This is a genomic window from Pirellulales bacterium, from assembly GCA_036490175.1.
Lineage (GTDB): Bacteria > Planctomycetota > Planctomycetia > Pirellulales > JACPPG01 > JACPPG01.
This window is the reverse complement of record DASXEJ010000370.1, coordinates 1-13,581: the sequence shown is the minus strand read 5'-3', so window position 1 is coordinate 13,581 and position 13,581 is coordinate 1. Positions and strand designations below refer to the sequence as shown.

Below are 13,581 nucleotides of genomic sequence, written 5' to 3'. Positions count from 1 at the left end.
GACAGCTTTTTCCGCAATGTAGGACCACGGATCTGGGCATGTTAGCCCCTGGGCACGCGGCAATTCGGTCAGTAGCGCGACCAGTGCATCGAGTGACCGGCCGGCAGGCAGGTGTGTTATTGTCTGCACCAGGCAACCATCAAAGTAATGACGCTCCTGGTAGGGTCCTGGACGAGACTGCTGGGCCAAACGGCTGACCTGTGATCCGGTCGAAACATTGATCGACAACTCGTCGACTTCGAGCCCCACACCCAAAAGTGCGCACTGATGATCGCCAACCGCGGGAAAGCAAGGGACCTGTGCGCCGCCGACATGCACCCGGCCGATGGCGGCTCGGTGCGCGTCGACTACGGGCCACTCGAAGCCGTCGATCCCCAGCGCGGCAAGCGCCTGACGATGCCACTGGCCAGTGCGCACGTCCAGGCCGCCAATGGCGATCGTAGGATCTTCGGCCGGAATCTTGCCGGTGAGATGACCGGCCACGAACGCCGGCAGTGAAACTGGGATCGCGCGGGATGTGACGTCGGGCCGGCAATGTGCCAGCCAATGCAACAACGCGGTACACGAACCAGGGCGCAACTCGTTGCCTAATTCGGCAAGCCGATTTGGAGAAATGAGTCCGGCAACCCGATCAAGCCAGGTTGTGCGGCCGGCAGCGTTCGTGCCACCTGCAGTACACGGTTCCAACACACGCTGGTCACGCCACGAAATATAGTTTGTTCTCGGCAGGCCCTCGGCATCAATCAGAATTATGCCGCCCATCTGTCCGCACAGCAGCACACCCTGACATGCGTCGGCCAATGGCGCGAGTTCGCCCATCAGCTGCTCGACGGCCGCGGTCACCGCCCGCGGATCGATTTCGACATGGGCAGGCGGCAAGCCGGCAACCGGGGCCGGGAATGGCACGCGGCGCACATGACGAACGGCGCGTGCGCGCGTGTCGAGAATCGCTCCTTTAATGAACGACGTGCCAATATCCAGTGCCACAAACGACATGCTGCGTTCTCTTAACCTGCCAGCGAGCCGAGCCAATTTCGCAATTCAGGTAACTGCTTATTCAAAAACACCAATAGTGCCAACCCAAGATAGAACACAGCACAACCAGCCACACCCAACCGGTGATACCAGCGTGGCCGTAGTTCGCGCGGTAGCAACCGACAATTGATCCACAGCAAATGTACAGCCGTCGCGCCGATCGCCAGGTTGTTCAAGTTGGCGATGACGATGGTCATTAGCTTGGGCGTGCCATAGGTGCTGAACAAGTAGGCGCAGATGAGCGACCATAATACGTACAGCCCGAGGATCGTGTAGTAGACCTTGCGCACCTGATTGCCCGACATGGATTCGCGGACGCGGCGGTTGCCAGACCAAAGGATGTCGGTCCAGCGGCGGCTGAAATCGTCGACGATCGACATCTGGCTGGGCATCATCACCAGCAGTCCGACCAGGACGGTAACGGTCCACAACAGCCCGGCGGCCCCTGAGGCAAATTGCGGTGCATGGCGGATACCATCGGCCGTTATGAGGGCTTGGGACCAATCTAGATTCTGACCGGCAAGCGTGGAATGCTCCGCGAATTGCAATGACAACAGCGCGGGGAGTGCCATGCCCATTACGCATCCTGGGCCCCAAATGAACACCTGGTCTGTGAACACGTAGCGCCACCAACCACGCCATCGCGCCAGGTTTTGTGGACTCAGTGGGAAAACCTTGCCCACGTGGCTGAGGCTGACGTTTCGTCCGCCGACGGCGCTGGGAATGGCGCCCACTTTCTGGCCCATGCCCCAACCTTTGTCTCGGACGAAGTTGCTGTAGGTCGCATTGCCCAACCCTCCGCCACCTGCATAGCCGGCGAACGCGCCGAGCACGGCGATATTGCCGAGCGCCACCAGCGGCCAGTTCCCTTCGGTGTAGCGATGGGTAAAGAGATTCACTGTGGTCTCTTGTCCATCAGCGGCCAGGGTCGGCACGGTGCCAAACTTGAGAAATCCGCCAAAGATCTTGCCCCAGTTCGTCGCACTGACGCATACCAATCCGACGACCAGGCAAAAGCCGAGCACGACCACAACTTTGGTCGTCATCACCCATTGCAGCATGTTGTAGATCTTGCCGCCGGCCAACACCGGCAACACGGCGACAACCAACAATACATAGGCAAGCGTGGTGACCATCGGTCGATCTTCGGCCAGCGGCGGACGATCGAGTACAAGCGACGCCACCATTGCCGCGGCATGCGTCGACAGTCCCGGAATCAGGGCCCCCATGTTCAGCAAGAAGATGAATCCGATCCAAAATGTCGGGCCGGGCCTGGTGCGCATGAAGCCTGTGAACACCGGCTCACCGCAATACAGCGCGTAGCGGCCACATTCCAGGTTGTAGAAGACTTGCAAGACGATCGCGACCGTGGCGATCCACATCAGACCGCCGCCGTAGCGCGCCGTGATCTCAGGTCCGAATAACCACTCGCCGCCGCCAATCTGAATCCCCATCATCACGATGCCGGGCCCGATGAAGCGGCTCCAATGTCTCCAGGATAGCGCGGGGGGCTGTGGCAAATCGGCCACGCCCCAGTCAGGCAGGCAGGTGCGCGGTAGATCAGCACTTAAGGTTGTTTGGTTCGCCATCGGAGGTTGCCACCCTCGGCCCGTGCGGGCCCGCCCGTGTTGACACCATCGCCCACGCAAACGTATTCGAACACCTTTCTTCTGCTACAGACGCCCAGCGACTCGTTTGTAAATAGCCCAGGGGAGCACTAAATCAGGACACTCCGTTGACGATGTTTGGCAGCGGCTCGCCGCGAATCGCCTTGGCGACGATGCCGGCGGCCGTCTCGCGCAAGGTGCGCACGGCCCGCACGCTGGTCGAGGCAATGTGTGCCGCCAGAATAGCATTGTCCAGACCGAGGAGAGGATGACCGGCAGGCAGCGGCTCAGGAGCAAACACATCCAGTGCTGCCACGGATACACGTTTCTCGCGCAGGGCGTCAACCAGAGCCGCCGTATCAATAAGGTCACCGCGGGCCACGTTGACCAAAATTACGCCCCGTTTCATCCTCGCCAGCGATTCACGATTGATCATGCCGCGCGTGCTGGAAGTCGAGGGGCAGTGCAACGTAACAATATCGGCCGTCGCCAGTAGTTCGTCCAAACCGCACGACACGCAGCCCGCGCTTTCGATCTGGTGGGCGCTGACCACCGGGTCATGCACCAGCACCTGGCAGCCAAAGGCCAGCAGCCGTTGGACGACGGCGCGACCAATGCGACCGAAGCCCACGACACCCACTTGCAGATCGCGCAGCGTACGCATCTGGTCGAGCGGCACTGCTAGCCCCCACCGGCCGTCATGCACCGCCGACGAATTCGCGGTCACACTACGAGTCGCGGCCAAGATGAAAGCCAGCGTCTGGTCGGCGACTTCGGGTATACAGTAATCCGGCACATTGCAGACCGGGATCCGCTTGACGCGGGCCGCTTCGAGATCGACGTTATCGACCCCGATGCCATAGCGAACAATGACCTTGGCACGCGTCAGTGAAGCGATAACGTCGGCCGTCAAAGGCGCAAATTGAGTAATGATGTACTCGGCGTCGGCGACCAACTGCGGCAACTCGGCCGCAGTGCGCTTTTCTTGCCAGGAAACCACCTCGACACCCAGGGGCTCAAGGATCGCTGACTCGATGTCGAGCGACGAGAATGTATAGTCCGTGATGGCAACTTTCGGCATGCTAAGACCCTGAAAACGCTGGAAAGACTCGGTCGGCCCCCGCGGCGATGGTCAGATTGTATGATAAACTCGCGACGGAAGCCACAATTGTAAAGGGACGAATGGAAAACCGCTGGCTCGGCTGGCACCGCGGCAGTAGATGCAGCGCGGTATGGCACTTGCCTGACTTGGCGCTGACGAGTCCAAACTCATCTGAATGCTCTTACGCACGACCGGTTGCCATGCCCACAGCAGTGCCGACGTTGCGTAAGCTTCCGTCGACGGCGCTACTCGGCGACCAGGCGATAGCCTACGCCGGGCTCGGTCAGTAGATAGCGCGGGCGGGCCGAGTTTTGCTCGATCTTGTCGCGGAGCTTGGCCATGTAGACCCGCAGCGAATGAGTCTCGTCGAGACTGTCGGGTCCCCAAACTTCGTTGAGCAACTGGCGGTGGGTGACTACCTTGCCGGCGTAACGGATGAGGGTGGCCAGCAAACGAAACTCGGTGGGAGTGAGGTGAACGTCCTTACCGTGGGTGGTGATCTGGCGGCTGCTGAGGTCGATCGTCAACTGATCGACCGTGAAGACGGGGCTCTCTCCTTCCGCGCCATGACGTAGAGAATGGCGCAGTGCCACGCGCATGCGAGCTAGCAGTTCACCCATGCCGAAGGGCTTTGTCAGGTAGTCGTCGGCCCCGGCGTCGAGGGCGGCAACTTTTTCACGCTCTTGCCCGCGGGCTGAGAGGACAATGATGGGCAGCGACGACCATTCCCGTATGCGCGGGATCAGATCGATGCCATCCATATCGGGCAAGCCCAGATCAAGCACGATCAAATCGGGCTGCTGGCTGGCCGCGAGCATTAGTCCCTGCTGACCCGTTTCGGCCTCGACGAAGCGAAACCCGTGCGCCGCCAGCGACGCCCGCAGGAAACGCCGGATTTCCTGCTCGTCTTCGATGATCAAGATTTTTGGTCCGTCGACCGCCATGAGATGAGGATCGCTTTGGCATTTCCAGGCGTTACGGGTAGCGATACAAATTGGTCGCCGTTAGTCACGATGCGAGCCAAGCTAATCAGTCACCGATGCAACGTATCATCGTCTCTTGCATGATTGCGTCGTCGACGAGTTGACCGAGATCCGATAAGCGTCGGTGAAACTCGCCTTTCTCGACCGGTGCATATAGCGGAGTCGGAGGCGAGACGAGCAGAGTGCCGACTTGCACGTCCCATTTCTCAGGCATCGTCGCTACCTCTTGACCTACTCTCTCAACGATTTCACGCAGGGCCATGAGATCCTCCCCTGCGAACGACGCGCCTCCGTAAAGGTCGATATACTGGCCAGTCCGCGTGGCGAGTTCTTCGAGCAGCGGGTGCATGAACCAATAGTATCCATCGTCCTCACAGCTAAACACAATCTTGGGCTCGGAACCTAAATAGAAATCTAGCGCCATGCTTTCGCCCGCACCTGGTTTGTATTATCGCTGCGAACGTCAGATGACAGGAATCGAGGTTGCATAACACTAATTACTTCAGCCATTGGTCACCAAAGTTACGTCGACGACATACATAAAGTGGTCGCAGGTGGGTTCCCATTACAATAGCGCCGGACCTTCAGCCCGCACAGCTGGAGGCGACTCGCCGCGCGGCAACGTAAAGCTGAAGCAAGCGCCACCGTCGGGTCGGTTTCTGGCCCAGATTCTGCCGCCGTGCAGCTCGACGATGCCGCGACAAATCGTCAGACCTAATCCTACGCCAGAACCGCTCTGCGAGCGTATCGAACGATAGAATTTCTCGAAAACATGCTCCTCTTCGCCGGGCACGAGGCCGAGCCCACGATCGGCGATGTCGAATTGCACGTCCCCGCCCGCGACTTCGGCCGACAGCGAGATCTCGGCCCCTTCTGGCGTACACTTCATGGCGTTTTCCAACAGATTCGTCAAGACTTGTTGGATCAGCAAGGGGTCGAACGGCACCAGCGGCAAGCTATGCGACAGCCGGGTCACTAAATGGTAGTGCTGCAGCCGGCGCGAAAGGCGGTTTAGCACGACGCCCACTACTTCCTCGACGACTTGCCATTCCTTGCGGACCTGTAGTGCGCCGGCTTCGAGCCTTGTCATGTCCAGCAGATTAGCTACCAGGCGATTGAGACGCTCGGATTCCTCATAGATCGATACGGCCAGCTCGTGCCGGGTCTGCTGGTCGAGCCCCTCGCCGTCGACCAGCGTGCTGCTAGCGCCGGCTATCGCGGCTAGCGGTGTGCGCAGATCGTGTGATACGGCGCTCAATAGCGAGCTGCGCAGGCGCTCGGCCTCGACTTCCAACTTGGCTTGCTGTGCGTCGCGTGCCGAGCGGATGCGTTCTTCGGCCAGCGCCGCCTGACCGGCGAAGGTTTCCAAGAGCCGCGTCTGATCCGAACTTAGCAGTGATTCGCGATCGGTATGGCGCGGCCGCACTCCCAAGATACCGACGATCGCGCCTTGGGTTCGTAGCGGCACGAATAGCGACGAGGCTGACGGCAACGTATCCGTACCACGGCCGGCCCGCTCGCCATTGTCGAAGACCCATTGCGCCACTCCCAAGTCATGGTCCGTGAGCGTGGCCGTCGAAAACGGCGAAGGGACCGGCGCGATGGTTACCGGACCGCGGCGGACTGGATCGGGAAAAAACAGGAACACTTCACTCTCGAAAACTTCGGCAATATGCTTGACCGCCACGTCGACTAGCTGGGGCGTCGTCGTGGCTTCGACGAGTTCGCGACTCATCGCATAGAGCGCCGCGGTGCGCTGCTCGCGCTTGCGAGCAGATTCGGCCTGGAACTTGACGTGCGACGTGAGAGTGCTGATCACCAGCCCGGTCAGCAGCATTACGACAAAAGTGACAAGATATTGCGTGTCCGAAACGGCGAACGTGAGTTGTGGAGGCACAAAGAAGAAATCGAACGCCACAACACCCAAGATCGACGCCAGAATGGACGGCCCGCGGCCAAATTGCACGGCAGCGACGATCGTACCAAGCAGGTACACCATGATGATGTTCGCTAGGGCGAACCTGGGGGTCATCAGCCAACCGGCGCCCGTGCAGGCTGACACGGCCAACAAGGCGCCCAAGTAACCGAGCGGCGAAAAGGGAACGGGGGCTGAGCGGGATCGCGCAAACGGTTGTTGCTCGAAGTCGCCGCTAATCACGTAGACGTCGATGTCTCCGCATTTGCGCGTCAATTCGTAGACGATTGACCCGCGCAACCATTCTTGCCACCGCGCCTGCTGCGGCTTGCCAACGACGATCTTGGTAATATTGCGATGCCGGGCGTAGTCCAGAAGCCCGTCCACCAGGTGGGCACCGCTGATCGTGGCCGTCTCGGCACCGAGTTCCTCAGCGAGATGCAGGGTTTGCGCAATGCGATCAGCATCCTCTTTGCTTAGGCGTACGCTCTGAGCCGTCTCGACATATACCGCCACCCAGGGCGCATGCAGCGTGGCGGCCATGCGTCGTGCTGCACGCACCAGGCGTGTGGAATGGGGGCTGGGACCGACCGAGACCAACAGTCGCTCGGACGTGGGCCAAGTGCGAACGACCGCGTGCAGAGAACGATAGTCCTGCATCTGGGCGTTGACGCGTTCCGCCATGCGGCGCAACGCCAGCTCGCGCAGCGCGATCAGGTTGCCCTTTTTGAAAAAGCTCTCGATTGCCAGGCTGGCCTGATCGGGCAGATAGACCTTCCCCTCGCGCAACCGCTCGATGAGATCGTCCGGGGCCAGATCGACCAGCTCGACCTCGTCCGACCGATCGAAGATGGCGTCAGGAATGGTCTCGCGAACGATCACGCCTGTGATCTGGGCGATCACGTCGTTGAGACTTTCCAGATGCTGGACATTGAGAGTCGTGTAGACATCGATGCCGGCTTGTAGCAATCGCTCGACATCCTGCCAGCGCTTGGTATGGGTGACGCCGGGGGCGTTCGTGTGCGCCAATTCATCAACGAGGATAAGCTGCGGATGGGCCACGAGCGCCGCCTCGAGGTCGAACTCGATAAGCTTGGTGCCGCGGTATTCGATGGTGCGACGGGCCAGCACGTCGAGACCCATAAGCAACGCGTGGGTCTCGGGCCGAACGTGCGGCTCGACATATCCGACCAGTACGTCGACCCCCTCTTTGGCCACCTTGCGGCCGGCTTCGAGCATGGTGTAGGTCTTACCGACGCCGGGCGCCGCACCGAAGAAGATTTTCAGCTTGCCGCGCGCGCTACGAGCCTCCTCGGCCTGTACGCGCGCCAACAAGGCGTCGGGATTGGGTCGGTCTTCGGCCATGAACGATCACCCAGAAACGACTCGTGTCCCTTCCAGCACCGGCACAGACACAAAGCGGTTGCGACCTCATTGTCTGCGAGGATAGACGCTACGGCCGACCGACCCCAAACTGCCCCCACGATATTATAGGCCACCGGTCTTGTCGGCCGTGACCTTGTCGAGGTCGAGATTCACGAGCAGCACATTGACGCGTGCCTCGCCGAGCATGCCCAGCGAGCGCCCCGCGGTATGCTTGGCAACCAACGAGCGAACTTCTTGCGGAGCGAGCTTCCGCGCCTTGGCGACGCGCGCGAGCTGATATTCGGCGGCGGCTGGGCTAATATGAGGATCGAGCCCGCTGCCTGACGAGGTCACCAGGTCCACGGGAATCTTGGCGGTGTTTTCCGGATCGGCCGTTTGCAGTGCCGCAATGCGCGCCTTCACGGCGTCGACGAGTGCAGGATTCGTGGGGCCCAGGTTTGAACCACTACTGGCAGCGGCGTTGTACGGCATCGGTCCGGTGGCAGACAGACGACCCCAGAAATATTCCGGGCCTTCGAACTGTTGGCCAATTAACTCGGAACCAAGTACGACACCGTCGCGCTCGACAAAGCTGCCTTGCGCCTGGCGCGGAAACAAAGTCTGGCCGATCCCGGTGACAACCAGCGGGTACGCTACGCCCGTGACGAGCGTGAGAGCTACGAAAATCACAATCGCGGCACGAATATGACGGAACATAGATCTCCTTTCTCAGGTGCTAGTGGCTTGCGCCAGCCCGGCGGCTACCAACAGCACGTCAATCACTTTGATGCCGATGAAGGGCACAATCAGACCGCCTAGACCGTAAATTAATAGATTGTCTCGCAACAACTGCGAGGCATCTACCGGACGATGCCGGACGCCACGCAGCGCCAAGGGAATCAACATCACAATGATCAGGGCGTTGAAGATCACCGCCGAGAGGATGGCACTGTCGGGCGTCGCAAGATGCATGACATTCAGCTTATTGAGCACCGGATAAGTGCTGGCAAACGCGGCCGGAATGATTGCAAAATACTTGGCCACGTCGTTGGCGATGCTAAACGTCGTTAGCGATCCGCGCGTCATCAGCAATTGCTTGCCGATCTCGACGATTTCGAGCAGCTTAGTCGGGTTCGAGTCGAGATCGACCATGTTGCCGGCTTCTTTGGCCGACTGCGTGCCGGAGTTCATCGCCACGGCCACATCTGCCTGGGCGAGTGCCGGGGAGTCATTCGTGCCATCACCGGTCATTGCGACCAGGCGGCCGCCGGCCTGATATTCGCGTATCAGCTTCAGCTTGGTTTCGGGCGTGGCTTGCGCCAGAAAATCATCGACGCCCGCCTCGGCGGCGATGGCAGCTGCCGTCAGCGGATTGTCTCCGGTGATCATGACGGTCTTGATCCCCATCTGGCGCAACTCGGCGAACCGTTCCTTGATTCCACCTTTGACGATGTCCTTCAAGTAAATCACGCCCAAGGCGCGATCGTTTTCGGCCACGACCAAGGGCGTGCCACCCTGTTTGGCAATTCCGTCGACGCGTTGCCGCAACGATGCGGGCATCGAACCGCCGCGCTGATTGACATAACATTCGATCGCGTCGGCGGCCCCTTTACGCAGGTGCCGGCCGTCGAGATCGACGCCGCTGATACGCGTCTGGGCCGAGAAAGGTATGAACTCGGCCTGATTGCGCTCGAGGTCACGGCCGCGCAAGCCGTACTTTTCTTTCGCCAGCACCACAATACTACGTCCCTCGGGCGTTTCATCTGCCAGCGAGGCCAGTTGCGCCGCATCCGCTAGCGACGCGAGGTCGGTGCCCTCGGACGGTATGAACTCGACCGCCTGGCGATTGCCGAGCGTGATCGTGCCGGTCTTATCCAGCAGCAGCACATCGACATCTCCGGCCGCTTCCACAGCGCGCCCTGACGTGGCGATCACGTTGGCCTGGATCATGCGATCCATGCCGGCGATACCGATGGCCGACAGCAGGCCGCCGATCGTGGTCGGTATCAAACAGACAAGCAAAGCCACCAATACCGTCACCGTAATCGGCGCGCCTTGACCGGCCGAGTGCACGCTATACAGCGAAAACGGCAGCAAGGTCACGCAGGCCAGCAGAAAAACGATCGTCAGTGCCGCGAGCAAAATGTCCAGGGCGATCTCGTTGGGGGTCTTTCGCCGCTTCGCCCCCTCTACCAAGGCAATCATGCGATCCAGAAAGGTCTCACCAGGATTGGCTCCGACGCGGACGATCAGCCAATCCGACAGGACGCGCGTGCCTCCGGTAACGCTGCTACGATCGCCGCCGCTCTCGCGGATCACCGGCGCGCTTTCACCGGTGATGGCACTTTCGTCGACCGAGGCGATCCCTTCGATCACTTCACCATCGGCGGGCACCTGGTCTCCTGCTTCCACGAGCAAAATGTCCCCTTTACGTAACGTCGTGGCCGAAACGCTATCGCGGCGTGCATCGCGGCGCGGTTCTTTGAGCTTTTTCGCCATCACATCCTGACGGGCGCGCCGCAAAGCGTCGGCCTGGGCCTTACCGCGCCCTTCGGCCATAGCTTCGGCGAAGTTGGCGAACAGTACGGTGAACCATAACCACAGCGAAATCCAAAAGATGAACGTCGCCGGCGCTTCTCCTTTGCCTAGCAGTGCCTGTATCCATAGTGCCGTGGTCAGCGCGCTGCCAACCAGCACGGTGAACATGACGGGATTGCGCAGTTGCCGTCGAGGGTTCAGCTTGAGGAAGGATTCGATTATCGCCCGCCGCACGATCGGCGGATCAAACAAGGGTCTTGCTTGCGTTTGCCTGGACATGAACGACTCCCTTGAGATGCCCGCTGTGGGCCTCGTTGTGTATTTTGTGCACTGCGGCTTGTTAACCGGCGATCATTTGCAGGTGTTCGACGATGGGCCCCAGCGCCAGGGCGGGAATGAACGTCAAGGCGCCGACGACAATCACGATGCTGGCGAGCAATACCACGAACAAAGGTTGGTGTGTAGGCAACGTGCCGGCGCTTGTGGGCGTGACCTTCTTGGCGGCCAGCGAGCCGGCGATCGCCAAGATCGGTACGGCCAGCCAGTAGCGCGCGATGAGCATCGCGATACCCAGCGCCGTGTTGTAGAACGGCACGTTCGCGCTCAGCCCGCCGAATGCGCTCCCGTTGTTGTTTCCGGCCGAAGAAAAGGCATACAGCACTTCGCTGAAGCCATGCGGTCCTGGATTAGGGATTGTGGGTGCCCCACTGGGTTGCACCAGCCCTCCCGGTGCGACAACCGCGATGGCCGTGCCGACCAGCACCACCAGCGGCGGGAAGAGAATCACGAGCGAAGCCATTTTCATCTCATAGGCTTCGATCTTCTTACCCAGGTATTCGGGCGTGCGCCCGACCATTAATCCGGCTACAAAGACCGTGATGATGGCGAATGCCAACATGCCGTATAGCCCGCTACCAACCCCGCCGAAGATCACTTCTCCCAACTGCATCAGCCACATGGGAACGAGCCCTCCCAGCGGCGTGAAAGAATCGTGCATGCTGTTGACGCTGCCGTTCGAGGCTCCTGTCGTGGCCGCCGCCCACAGCGCCGAGGGACCGATCCCAAAGCGTGCCTCCTTGCCTTCCATGTTGCCACCGGGCTGACTATCGCTCGGCTGCTGATCGACGCCCAACGCGGCAAATGCCGGAACGCCCCCTTCTTCGGCAAAGGCGCATACGAGGAGCAAGGGGACGAAAATGACGAGCATCGCCGCCAGCACAGCCCATCCCTGCCTTGTATCGCCGACCATTACTCCAAACGTGTAACAAAGTGCGGCCGAGATTACGAGGATCGCCAACAGTTCCAAGAAGTTGGCCAGCGGAGTCGGGTTTTCGTATGGATGCGCCGAGTTGACATTGAAGAAGCCGCCGCCGTTGGTGCCCAGTTGCTTGATCGCGATTTGCGAAGCGGCCGGCCCTAATGGCAAGGTCTGCTCGGCCACCGGCTTGCCTTCGGCATCCTTGATAGGCTGCACGAGCTGCGCCGTTTGATATGGCGCGAAGTTCTGCACGACACCCTGCGAGACCAGAAAGACGGCCAACACGATCGACAGCGGGAGCAGAATGTACAAAGTGCTGCGGGTCAGATCGACCCAGAAATTGCCAATCAGACCTTCGCCATGCGAAACGGCTTTTTCCTGGCCGGCGACGGGTTCTGGACGGCGACGAAAGCCGCGAATCATGGCAGCCAACACGGCTAAACCGCCCGCGGCCGATACGAAGTTTTGCACGTTCAGACCGAGCATCTGCGTCAGATAGCTCATCGTCGATTCGCCGCCGTAACCTTGCCAATTGGTGTTCGTGGCAAAGCTCACAGCTGTGTTAAACGACGAATCAGGCGTGACATTGGCAAAGCCTTGCGGATTAAGCGGCAGCCATGCCTGAGTGCGTTGCATGCCGTATACGACCACGAAGCCGATGAAGTTAAACAACAGCATCGCACCGGCGTAGCTCTTCCAATTCATCTCGTCCGTGGCGCGCACACCGGCAATGCGGTAAATCAATCGTTCGAGCGGCCCGAGAACTACATCGAGACCGCATGGCTTGCCGTCGAACACGTTCGCCATGAATCGGCCGAGCGGCTTAGCGAGCGCCACCAGTACGAGCAAATAGAGGCCGATTTGCAACCACGTATAGAGGTTCATGAAAACCACTCCGGTTTCAGTAGCGCCACGGTCAGATAGACCAGCAGGAGCGCGGATATGACCGCGCCGACGATATACAGCGGGTTCATATGCCTAGCTCCGTACTTTGTCACATAAGACCACAAGTCCCCACGACAGCGCGAAGAATGCGGTGCCCAGGACCAGAAATGTTGCATCCATCGGAAACGCTCCTAGAAATGTCCTTCGCGTCCGATTGCGACGACGCGACTCATCATGATGGACATCGACATGGTTGATCTCACAGGGTCAGAGTTTTTAGCGGCTACGCTCGCAAACGAGCTTTCGCCATGACGCAGGTCCCTGCTTACGAATCTGAGTGCAATTGTAGCGTCAGGCCTGTCACTAAGTTGCAAACGCGACGTCAATACGGCGGGACAGTGCATCAATAATGCGCAAATATGGCCTCGCAATGTACAAGTTGGCCACTTGCGGCGACGACTAACTAGTTGAGCCTCGCGCTGTCATAGCGCCGTGAAAAAAATCTCGTTTGCGCTTTGATGGCGCACGTGGCTGATGATTTGACAACTTATCTGCGCTCGTTTGAACGAGGCGCCGCGTAGAATTTTGTTGTGGGGCAGAACATGGTAAGCACAGCCAGCGATACGCTCGTGCGTTTGCTTGATGTGCACGATAGGAGAGACGCAATGCTTCGCCATCCGCAAACCAAACCCGACACCCCGCGTGAAGAGTGGCACTTCTGCCTGGCAGACCTGTATCCCGTGGCCGGCATCGTCGGCGTGGCCACGTATATCGCGATGCAGTGTTTGATGGCGTAGTGCTCTGTTGAAAACTGATGGAATTAAGTGAGGATCATTAAGTTGTGGGTCAGGACGCGGAGCAGGCATTCACGGGCTTGCGCTTCGTTGCTGCGC

General features: G+C 59.8%; 11 protein-coding genes. 1 reads left to right on the top strand and 10 read right to left on the bottom strand.

The window, feature by feature from the left end; all coding sequences use genetic code 11:
• The 10 genes from VGG64_28435 to kdpF all read right to left on the bottom strand — a co-directional run.
• Window positions 1-996: FGGY family carbohydrate kinase (locus VGG64_28435; GenBank protein ID HEY1603562.1), on the bottom strand; the 996-nt coding region annotated here is incomplete at its 3' end.
• An 11-nt stretch (window positions 997-1,007) separates the two neighbouring features.
• Entirely contained in the window at window positions 1,008-2,624 is a 1,617-nt protein-coding gene (locus VGG64_28430) for an Nramp family divalent metal transporter (GenBank protein ID HEY1603561.1), read from the bottom strand.
• A gap of 133 nt (window positions 2,625-2,757) precedes the next feature.
• The gene (locus VGG64_28425) at window positions 2,758-3,723 is read right to left on the bottom strand and encodes a C-terminal binding protein (protein ID HEY1603560.1); all 966 of its coding nucleotides are present in this window, start codon (window positions 3,721-3,723) and stop codon (window positions 2,758-2,760) included.
• A 266-nt stretch (window positions 3,724-3,989) separates the two neighbouring features.
• Window positions 3,990-4,688 (bottom strand): response regulator, encoded by a 699-nt coding sequence (locus tag VGG64_28420; GenBank protein ID HEY1603559.1) that lies wholly within the window; start codon window positions 4,686-4,688, stop codon window positions 3,990-3,992.
• An 85-nt stretch (window positions 4,689-4,773) separates the two neighbouring features.
• The gene (locus VGG64_28415; protein HEY1603558.1) at window positions 4,774-5,151 is read right to left on the bottom strand and encodes a hypothetical protein; all 378 of its coding nucleotides are present in this window, start codon (window positions 5,149-5,151) and stop codon (window positions 4,774-4,776) included.
• Between the two features lie 141 nt (window positions 5,152-5,292).
• Window positions 5,293-8,007: a sensor histidine kinase KdpD gene (locus VGG64_28410; GenBank protein ID HEY1603557.1), complete on the bottom strand. Its 2,715-nt coding sequence runs from the start codon at window positions 8,005-8,007 to the stop codon at window positions 5,293-5,295.
• Window positions 8,008-8,130: 123 nt separating this feature from the next.
• Entirely contained in the window at window positions 8,131-8,724 is a 594-nt protein-coding gene (gene kdpC / locus VGG64_28405; protein ID HEY1603556.1) for a potassium-transporting ATPase subunit KdpC, read from the bottom strand.
• Window positions 8,725-8,736: 12 nt separating this feature from the next.
• The gene (gene kdpB / locus VGG64_28400; GenBank protein HEY1603555.1) at window positions 8,737-10,824 is read right to left on the bottom strand and encodes a potassium-transporting ATPase subunit KdpB; all 2,088 of its coding nucleotides are present in this window, start codon (window positions 10,822-10,824) and stop codon (window positions 8,737-8,739) included.
• 61 nt (window positions 10,825-10,885) lie between these two features.
• Window positions 10,886-12,688 (bottom strand): potassium-transporting ATPase subunit KdpA, encoded by a 1,803-nt coding sequence (gene kdpA / locus VGG64_28395; GenBank protein HEY1603554.1) that lies wholly within the window; start codon window positions 12,686-12,688, stop codon window positions 10,886-10,888.
• Window positions 12,685-12,777: a K(+)-transporting ATPase subunit F gene (gene kdpF / locus VGG64_28390; protein ID HEY1603553.1), complete on the bottom strand. Its 93-nt coding sequence runs from the start codon at window positions 12,775-12,777 to the stop codon at window positions 12,685-12,687. The genes kdpA and kdpF overlap by 4 nt, the downstream gene beginning before the upstream one ends.
• A gap of 576 nt (window positions 12,778-13,353) precedes the next feature.
• Here kdpF and VGG64_28385 point away from each other — a divergent pair.
• Window positions 13,354-13,485, top strand: coding sequence for a hypothetical protein (locus VGG64_28385; protein HEY1603552.1), 132 nt, complete (start codon window positions 13,354-13,356; stop codon window positions 13,483-13,485).
• The last annotated feature ends 96 nt before the right edge of the window (window positions 13,486-13,581 follow it).

Bases quoted from the DNA above. Each gene is read 5' to 3' on its own strand.
- VGG64_28425 (HEY1603560.1), bottom strand. From the start codon at position 3,723: ATGCCGAAAGTTGCCATCACGGACTATACATTCTCGTCGCTCGACATC.
- VGG64_28385 (HEY1603552.1), top strand. From the start codon at position 13,354: ATGCTTCGCCATCCGCAAACCAAACCCGACACCCCGCGTGAAGAGTGG.
- VGG64_28410 (HEY1603557.1), bottom strand. From the start codon at position 8,007: ATGGCCGAAGACCGACCCAATCCCGACGCCTTGTTGGCGCGCGTACAG.
- kdpB (HEY1603555.1), bottom strand. From the start codon at position 10,824: ATGTCCAGGCAAACGCAAGCAAGACCCTTGTTTGATCCGCCGATCGTG.
- kdpC (HEY1603556.1), bottom strand. From the start codon at position 8,724: ATGTTCCGTCATATTCGTGCCGCGATTGTGATTTTCGTAGCTCTCACG.
- VGG64_28430 (HEY1603561.1), bottom strand. From the start codon at position 2,624: ATGGCGAACCAAACAACCTTAAGTGCTGATCTACCGCGCACCTGCCTG.
- VGG64_28420 (HEY1603559.1), bottom strand. From the start codon at position 4,688: ATGGCGGTCGACGGACCAAAAATCTTGATCATCGAAGACGAGCAGGAA.
- kdpF (HEY1603553.1), bottom strand. From the start codon at position 12,777: ATGAACCCGCTGTATATCGTCGGCGCGGTCATATCCGCGCTCCTGCTG.
- kdpA (HEY1603554.1), bottom strand. From the start codon at position 12,688: ATGAACCTCTATACGTGGTTGCAAATCGGCCTCTATTTGCTCGTACTG.
- VGG64_28415 (HEY1603558.1), bottom strand. From the start codon at position 5,151: ATGGCGCTAGATTTCTATTTAGGTTCCGAGCCCAAGATTGTGTTTAGC.